Raw genomic sequence first — 7,239 nt, forward strand, 5'->3', positions numbered from 1 at the left:
TAGTCAAAGAAAACTAACCTTTAAAACGAAGAATATGTCAGACTCACAAAATCAACCAGACGATATAACTCCAAAAGTTACCGGAATTGGCGGTATTTTCTTTTTTCTTGAAAATCCGAAGGAAACTAAAGATTGGTATGCTAAAAATTTAGGATTAGAAATCAACGATTGGGGTTCGGCAAGTTTTGAATCCAGAAATCTTGATAAACCAGAGCAGATAGAATCAACGCAATGGTGTCCTTTTAAAAAAGGTGATGAATATTTTTCTCCATCAAAAAAAGATTTCATGGTGAATTACCGTGTTCAAAATATTGAAGGTCTTGTAGAAAAACTGAAAGCAAATGGCGTAACGGTTCTTGATGAAATTGAAGCCTATGATTATGGCAAATTTGTGCATATAATGGATACTGAGGGAAATAAAATTGAGCTTTGGGAACCTGTTTATTAAATTAATCAAAATTAGTTTCATAAATTACAAATAAACGCTCGTGCCTTTTTTATGAAAAAAACAATAGTTAAGATTATTAGCAATGGATTTTTATATGGAGTGTATGCTTTTTTGCTTTGCTTTTGTTTAGGAATTATCATTGCTCATTTACCACTAGGATTATTTCTGGAAATTTCTATACCTATAGCTCTTTGTTCCATGATTTTAAATGGAGCAATCTACACAAGATTTACAAAACCAGTAAAAATTCTCGAAAAGATTCAAATTAATACAGAAGACTTTGAAAATGTGATGATACAAGCGCCTGCAAATCATTTAATAGATAATGATATTGTTTCGGGAAAACTATGTTTGACAGATAAAAGATTGCTTTTTAAAAGTCATGAACAAGAAGAATTTGTTTGGGACAAAGAAGAATTGCATACAATGGTTTTCTATCGTTCTTTTAAAAATAAAGGTGGAGAATTTACTCTAAAAAATAATGAAGATCGAAGATTAATGTTTGAAGTTGACCAGCTTAAATCTTGGAAAACGCTATTACAAAATAACTAATTAAAAAAAGCAATAATTTAAACCAATGAACGAAATATTTAAAATTAAAGAAAGCGGATTTAGCGAAATAAGAAAGCAGATAATAATAAAGTCAATACCTTTCTTTCTGTTTGTGGTTTCTTTTGGATTTGCCCTAACTTATTTTAATGCAAAAGACAAAGAAAATGTTTTAAGTAGTATGCTATTTACAATTCCAATTGTTGTTTTGTCTTTGGCTTATGGGCTTTCTAAAGCTCTAAAAAGACAAAAAAAAATATTTGAAACTTATAAATTAGTATTTTCAGAAGGTAATATTCTTAGAGAACAATTCAATACACCAACATTAAATATTCAATTTAACGAGATTCAATCTATCATTAAAGAAAATAAAGGAAATTATACTATAAAAGGAAAAACTGCAGTAGAGACTATTTTAATACCTTCACAGATAGATAATCATGAAGAATTAGAATTGTTATTTGATAAAATTAAACCAATAGATAAAACTATCCAGCGTACATTTGATGAGAAATATAAAATCCCGATTTTTTTTATAACGTTTTTTTCTATGGGAGCAGTTTACATTGCAACCAATAAAATTCTTGTTGGAGTTTGTGGATTATTGGTGACTTTCTTTTTTTTGAGGGCATTTTTCCAGATTAGAAATAATAAGAATATTGATAATAAAACGAAACAAGGGAGTTATTTTATATTTTTAGTTCTGGCATCTATTATTGCAGTGACAATTATGAAGATTACTTATAACTTTTAATTCATTTTAAAATGACAGGAATTGCAAATCAATTGGAAGAGACAATTAAAAAAGCGTATACTGCTTTTAATGAAAGAAACATCGATAATGCGTTATCGACAATGCAGGACGATGTACAATGGTCAAAAGCCTGGGAAGGCGGCTACATAAGTGGACACGATGAAATCAAGCAATATTGGACAAGACAATGGAAAGAAATAAATCCAAAAGTTGAACCAGTTGGTTTTAATGAAAGAGATAATGGAAGCCTGGAAGTAAAAGTCCACCAAAATGTAAAAGATTTACAAGACAATTTAATGTTTGACGGCTTGGTAAAACATGTTTATACTTTCCAAGACGGACTTATAAAAACTATGGATATTGAACTGGTAGAGAATTAAATGGAAAACTTTTTTAATACTTTAAGCAAGCTAAGTCAACGATTAATAATTATTGCAGCATCACTTTTAATTTATGGATACTTATCCAGAATTTTGAATTTGTATTTTTTTTGGGAAAGTAAAACTATTGGCTGGTTACTTCTTTTTATTGCAATTATTACTATATCAATTGACAAAATGAAAACCAACAGGATAGAAAAAAGAAATACGCTTTTGCAAAAAATTATTATTGGTATTAGTGTCTTTGTATTATTTATACAATGCATTGGATATATTGTATTAAGCAAAGCTGATTCTAATAAAGCGGCAGAAAAATTTATTTTAAATGATAAATCAATTAAAGAGAAAGTTGGAACTATAAAAAGTATAGTTTTAATTCCTGTAGGCGGTATATCTATATCTTCTAATTCTGAAGGAAGTGAGGGTCAGGCTGATTATAATTTTATAGTTAAAGGAGAAAATGAGTTTATGGATTTAAACTTAATTATGTTAAAATACTTGAATACTGATTGGGAAATAGTTGTAGTAAATGATTAAAAATACTAAGCTATAAGGATTTATTCCAGATATTAATTCCCGGCCAATATAAAAAATTGAATTTATGACCATCAGGATCGGCAAAACCAAAGGTATAGCCTACTTCAAAATCTTCAGGTTCGGAGAAAATTGTGCCACCAGCTTTTTAACTTTATCAAGCCAAAGATCTACTTCTTCTCTACTGTCTGCAGATAATGAAAAGATAATTTCATTTTCAGCATTTGTATTAGTCAATTTACCTTTTAAAGCCCACTTAAATCTTTTTGGAGTAAAAAAGTTGATAATAAAATTACTGTCTGCAAATGAAAAACTAACTAGTTCATTTGTTTCTTTTCCGTTTTGTTTGAAACCTAATGCTGTATAAAATTGAATTGTTTTTTGTAAATCGTGAGTAACCAAGTTTCCCCAAATCATTCTAGTTTTCATAACTTCAGTTTTTTATAAATGTTTAATATAAAATAAAGTTAGGGAATTAAAATCAGCATTTGTAAAGCTTTTTATAAATAAACTCCAAAATCAAATGACTTTGGAGTTTTAAAATTCTGTGAAGTGTCTGAGACAGTAATCGAACACTTAATTCCAATCTTGACATTTTTTGATGATTAAAAACTTAAAAGTATTAGTTTTCAAGTCTGTTTAGTATCATCATTATAATCTACTATATCTTTTTTTTGATAAAATAAGTTGCCAAATCAGTGTTAGAAAAATTAGTAAAGCCTATTTGTCGCAACATTGTTATTAATTGTCCTCGATGATAGGTGGCATGATTATTTTGATGTAGTACAGTTTGAGCAAATTCCATGCTCCATTCTTCGTCTCTTACGCTGAAAGAAATTATTTGTGTGTAATTTTCTTCTGGATAACCCTCAATAAAATTGTCATAATCATCCATTGTTTTTTTCCAAATTTCAATCAATTCTTTTTTTGTACCGGTGAAATTAGCTGAAAGAAAAACAGGATTAGGTGTGTTTTTCCAAAAATCGATCCAAACTTTTTTAGCACTAACAATGTGTGTTACTGTTTTTGCAACAGAATTAAAACTGCTTGTAATTTCTTTATCCCATTGTTCATCATTAATTTGTTCGAGCCATTTAATTATGCTGTTATCAACCCAATTACTATAGTTAGCAATTTCCATAAGATACCTTTTATTCATTTTTTTTGAGTTTAAATTTACTGCAAAAATAGAAGGCGTTTATGTTGTAGAGTTATCGCTAATCATTCAAAAGTTGTTGAGTAACATTCAGATTTCTTTGCTGAAATTGTTTAGGACTAATGCCTTGAACTCGTTTAAAAGATTGTGAAAAACTTGAATGATTTTCATAGCCAACTTTGTAAAACACTTCGCTTGGATTTTCGTTTTGCAACAATAATAATTTTGCCATTTCTATTTTTTGTTGCAGAAAGTATTGGCTTGGTACAAGATTGTAGATTTTTACAAATTTCCGCTTAAAAGTAGAAACGCTTGTATGGCACAAGAAAGCCAATTCTTCTATTGTAAGATTGTTTGTTATATTTAGTTCGACGGCTCTTCGTATTTCAAAATTAGAATATTCTTCCAGATTTTTTGTGTGGAATGAAAGAATTTCATTCGGATATATTTCAAGAATATGAAGCATTAGTTCTTCAAATTTCAATTCAAGCATTTTATTAGAAAATATTGCAGGTTTGGATTGGATAAGTTTAAGTGAAGTGATAAAATTTCTAATAAACTGGTCTTTTTCGAATATTGCAAATGGCTTAATTATTTTGTTGGGATTAGGTGAAATTTCGTTAATAATAGAAGCATATTTTACAAAAAAATTCTTTAAGGCTGTATTGCTAAAAAACAACATAGTGCTTCTATAATTATTGTTCACCGGAAGTTTTTCGGTCATTAAGCAATTTCCCGAAGAAAGTATCACAAATTGGTTGTTCGTAATAGATATTTTATTATCAGAATAATATACAACTTTCTCGCCTTGTTCTAAAAATGAAACAAGGTTTTGTGGAAGAAAGATTTTATTTCTGGGTGTTTTTTGATATGAAATATAGTCGAATGTGCTAAATGTGTCCATTTTAGATTTTCATGTCTGTTTGTGAATTTATCCTACTGTTGACTAACGTATTTCGACTTTGTATTCTGTCGCAATTTGAAGGTGAAACGTTTAGCTAATATACAAATTTCAACCGTAGAAAATATTTTTGAATTTTGAACTTCAACGCGCCTGATATTAAATATGAGCTTAGTACTATAGAGGAAACATAAATTAAAAATATAGACATAAAAAAACTCCTTAATTTCTTAAGGAGTTTCTTGGTGGGCGATGAGGGGTTCGAACCCCCGACCCCCTCGGTGTAAACGAGGTGCTCTGAACCAGCTGAGCTAATCGCCCTATTTTACTAGGCTGCTATCATTTCGTGATTGCGAGTGCAAATATACAGCTAGAATTTGTATTTGCAAGTATATTTCAAAAAAAATCTAATATTTTTTTCATGCGTTTATTTAGCAACCTATTTTTCAGCTTCTTAAAAAAGAAATAAAATTTCCGGTTTTCTTATAATTTAGTTAAAAAACGAAATCTGGATCTCTAATTATTAATATTGCTTTGTAATCTTTTGCTATAGTCATACATTTGCATACCTAAAAACAGTATATTCTAATGGCTAGATATAAAGAAAACGATTTACCTAAATCAAAAATTACAGCTACTTCTCTTAACAAAGCAAAAGCAATATTTACATACGCAGGAAACCACAAATGGAAATTTTTCATCGGATTAATTTTTCTGCTTTTAACTGGCGCTACTGCCCTCGCCTTTCCTAAATTAATGGGAATGCTTGTAGATTGTGTAAAAAACAAAAACAATGACGAAGCTAATAAAATAGCTTTAGGATTAATTGTAATTCTTTTTTTACAGTCATTTTTTTCTTTCTTCAGATTATCATTGTTCGTAAATTTCACCGAAAATACGCTGGCAAACCTGCGTTTAGCTTTGTATACCAATTTGGTAAAGCTGCCAATGACTTTCTTCTCTCAAAAAAGAGTCGGAGAATTAAACAGCCGTATCAGCGCCGATATTACACAAATTCAGGATACTTTAACCACAACAATTGCTGAGTTTTTACGTCAGTTTATCTTAATTATTGGTGGTGTAATTTTATTAGCTACAGAAAGTTTAAAATTGACTTTATTAATGCTTTCAGTTGTGCCTTTAGTTGCTATTGCTGCAGTAGTTTTTGGAAGATTTATTAGAAAATATTCTAAAAAAGTACAAGATCAGGTTGCAGAAAGTCAGGTAATTGTTGAAGAAACGATGCAGGGAATCAGCATTGTGAAAGCTTTTGCTAATGAATGGTACGAAATTGCACGTTATAAAGGTAAAATTAGCGATGTTGTAAAACTGGCTATTAAAGGCGGTAAATACCGTGGTTATTTTGCTTCATTTATTATTTTCTGTTTATTTGGCGCAATTGTAGCCGTGGTTTGGTTTGGTGTTCGATTGAGTATTGCCGGCGAAATGAGCGTTGGGCAATTAATTTCATTTGTATTGTATTCTACTTTTGTTGGTGCTTCATTTGGAGGAATTGCCGAGTTATATGCCCAAATCCAGAAAGCAATTGGAGCTACAGAACGTGTTTTTGAATTATTAGACGAAAGTCCGGAAAAAATAAATTCATATTCAAATAAAACTCAGGAAAAAATTAAAGGAAACGTAACTTTCAATAACGTTGCTTTCAGCTACCCAACACGTCAGGAGATTCAGGTATTGAAAAATGTGAATTTCTCTGCAGAATTTGGACAAAAAATAGCAATCGTTGGTCCAAGTGGCGCCGGAAAGTCTACTATTTCTTCTCTTTTGTTACGTTTTTACGATATAACTTCGGGAGAAATTACTGTTGACGGAAAAAACATTTATGATTATGATTTGGAAGCTCTTCGTGGAAATATGAGTATTGTTCCGCAGGATGTTATTCTTTTTGGCGGAACTATCAGAGAGAATATCGCTTACGGAAAACCAAATGCTTCTGATGAAGAAATAATATTGGCAGCAAAACAAGCAAATGCATTCAATTTCGTGGACGGTTTCCCAGAGAAATTTGAAACTTTGGTTGGAGAACGAGGCGTTAAATTATCTGGCGGACAGCGTCAGCGTATTGCAATAGCAAGAGCTTTACTTAAAAACCCAAGTATCTTAATATTAGACGAAGCAACTTCATCTCTAGACAGCGAAAGCGAAAAATTAGTTCAGGAAGCTTTAGAAGTATTAATGGAAGGAAGAACAAGTATTATCATTGCTCATCGCCTTTCGACGATCAGAAATGCAGACAAAATTTTAGTTCTGGACAACGGAGAAATCTCAGAAGAAGGAACGCATCAGGAATTAATAAATCTGGAAAACGGAATTTATAAAAACTTAAGCAACTTACAGTTTAGTAATTCTTAAATAAATTCCAATTATAATGCAAACCCGACAGATTTTAAAAATCTGTCGGGTTTGTTTTTTTTTGGATATGAACATGTTAAACCGGACTGAAGTCCAGCTCTACAATATAATTTGTTCCTTCGGAACTACTTAAGAGCCTTTGTC

At 30.6% G+C, this 7,239-nt stretch carries 9 protein-coding genes and 1 tRNA gene; 6 read left to right on the top strand and 4 right to left on the bottom strand.

From position 1 onward, the window contains the following. The first annotated feature begins 34 nt into the window (after positions 1 to 34). Genes ACODSB_RS16955 through ACODSB_RS16975 form a run of 5 tightly spaced genes read left to right on the top strand, consistent with a single transcriptional unit; the run spans position 35 to position 2,668 of the window. The gene (locus tag ACODSB_RS16955; protein ID WP_488937912.1) at positions 35 to 448 is read left to right on the top strand and encodes a VOC family protein; all 414 of its coding nucleotides are present in this window, start codon (positions 35 to 37) and stop codon (positions 446 to 448) included. Between the two features lie 51 nt (positions 449 to 499). After that, positions 500 to 1,000: a hypothetical protein gene (locus ACODSB_RS16960; RefSeq protein WP_488937913.1), complete on the top strand. Its 501-nt coding sequence runs from the start codon at positions 500 to 502 to the stop codon at positions 998 to 1,000. A 25-nt stretch (positions 1,001 to 1,025) separates the two neighbouring features. Then, positions 1,026 to 1,751 (top strand): hypothetical protein, encoded by a 726-nt coding sequence (locus tag ACODSB_RS16965; protein WP_488937914.1) that lies wholly within the window; start codon positions 1,026 to 1,028, stop codon positions 1,749 to 1,751. A gap of 11 nt (positions 1,752 to 1,762) precedes the next feature. Next, positions 1,763 to 2,131: a nuclear transport factor 2 family protein gene (locus ACODSB_RS16970; protein WP_488937915.1), complete on the top strand. Its 369-nt coding sequence runs from the start codon at positions 1,763 to 1,765 to the stop codon at positions 2,129 to 2,131. Continuing rightward, the gene (locus ACODSB_RS16975) at positions 2,132 to 2,668 is read left to right on the top strand and encodes a hypothetical protein (RefSeq protein WP_488937916.1); all 537 of its coding nucleotides are present in this window, start codon (positions 2,132 to 2,134) and stop codon (positions 2,666 to 2,668) included. Between the two features lie 99 nt (positions 2,669 to 2,767). Here ACODSB_RS16975 and ACODSB_RS16980 read toward each other — a convergent pair whose 3' ends face one another. The 4 genes from ACODSB_RS16980 to ACODSB_RS16995 all read right to left on the bottom strand — a co-directional run bounded on the left by ACODSB_RS16980 (position 2,768) and on the right by ACODSB_RS16995 (position 5,043). Continuing rightward, positions 2,768 to 3,094, bottom strand: coding sequence for a VOC family protein (locus ACODSB_RS16980; RefSeq protein WP_488937917.1), 327 nt, complete (start codon positions 3,092 to 3,094; stop codon positions 2,768 to 2,770). A 232-nt stretch (positions 3,095 to 3,326) separates the two neighbouring features. Then, positions 3,327 to 3,824 (bottom strand): DinB family protein, encoded by a 498-nt coding sequence (locus ACODSB_RS16985; protein ID WP_053473222.1) that lies wholly within the window; start codon positions 3,822 to 3,824, stop codon positions 3,327 to 3,329. 58 nt (positions 3,825 to 3,882) lie between these two features. Then, on the bottom strand, positions 3,883 to 4,725 hold the full coding sequence (locus ACODSB_RS16990; protein WP_488937918.1) for a helix-turn-helix domain-containing protein: 843 nt from the start codon (positions 4,723 to 4,725) through the stop codon (positions 3,883 to 3,885). Between the two features lie 240 nt (positions 4,726 to 4,965). Further along, positions 4,966 to 5,043: transfer RNA gene (locus ACODSB_RS16995), tRNA-Val, on the bottom strand. Positions 5,044 to 5,310: 267 nt separating this feature from the next. On the opposite strand from ACODSB_RS16995, the gene ACODSB_RS17000 reads away from it, so the two are divergent. Then, positions 5,311 to 7,095: an ABC transporter ATP-binding protein gene (locus tag ACODSB_RS17000; protein WP_488937919.1), complete on the top strand. Its 1,785-nt coding sequence runs from the start codon at positions 5,311 to 5,313 to the stop codon at positions 7,093 to 7,095. The last annotated feature ends 144 nt before the right edge of the window (positions 7,096 to 7,239 follow it).

It is taken from the genome of Flavobacterium sp. FG68 (assembly GCF_057808895.1).

Bases quoted from the DNA above. Each gene is read 5' to 3' on its own strand.
- ACODSB_RS16955 (WP_488937912.1), top strand. From the start codon at position 35: ATGTCAGACTCACAAAATCAACCAGACGATATAACTCCAAAAGTTACC.
- ACODSB_RS16960 (WP_488937913.1), top strand. From the start codon at position 500: ATGAAAAAAACAATAGTTAAGATTATTAGCAATGGATTTTTATATGGA.
- ACODSB_RS16965 (WP_488937914.1), top strand. From the start codon at position 1,026: ATGAACGAAATATTTAAAATTAAAGAAAGCGGATTTAGCGAAATAAGA.
- ACODSB_RS16970 (WP_488937915.1), top strand. From the start codon at position 1,763: ATGACAGGAATTGCAAATCAATTGGAAGAGACAATTAAAAAAGCGTAT.
- ACODSB_RS16975 (WP_488937916.1), top strand. From the start codon at position 2,132: ATGGAAAACTTTTTTAATACTTTAAGCAAGCTAAGTCAACGATTAATA.
- ACODSB_RS16980 (WP_488937917.1), bottom strand. From the start codon at position 3,094: ATGAAAACTAGAATGATTTGGGGAAACTTGGTTACTCACGATTTACAA.
- ACODSB_RS16985 (WP_053473222.1), bottom strand. From the start codon at position 3,824: ATGAATAAAAGGTATCTTATGGAAATTGCTAACTATAGTAATTGGGTT.
- ACODSB_RS16990 (WP_488937918.1), bottom strand. From the start codon at position 4,725: ATGGACACATTTAGCACATTCGACTATATTTCATATCAAAAAACACCC.
- ACODSB_RS17000 (WP_488937919.1), top strand. From the start codon at position 5,311: ATGGCTAGATATAAAGAAAACGATTTACCTAAATCAAAAATTACAGCT.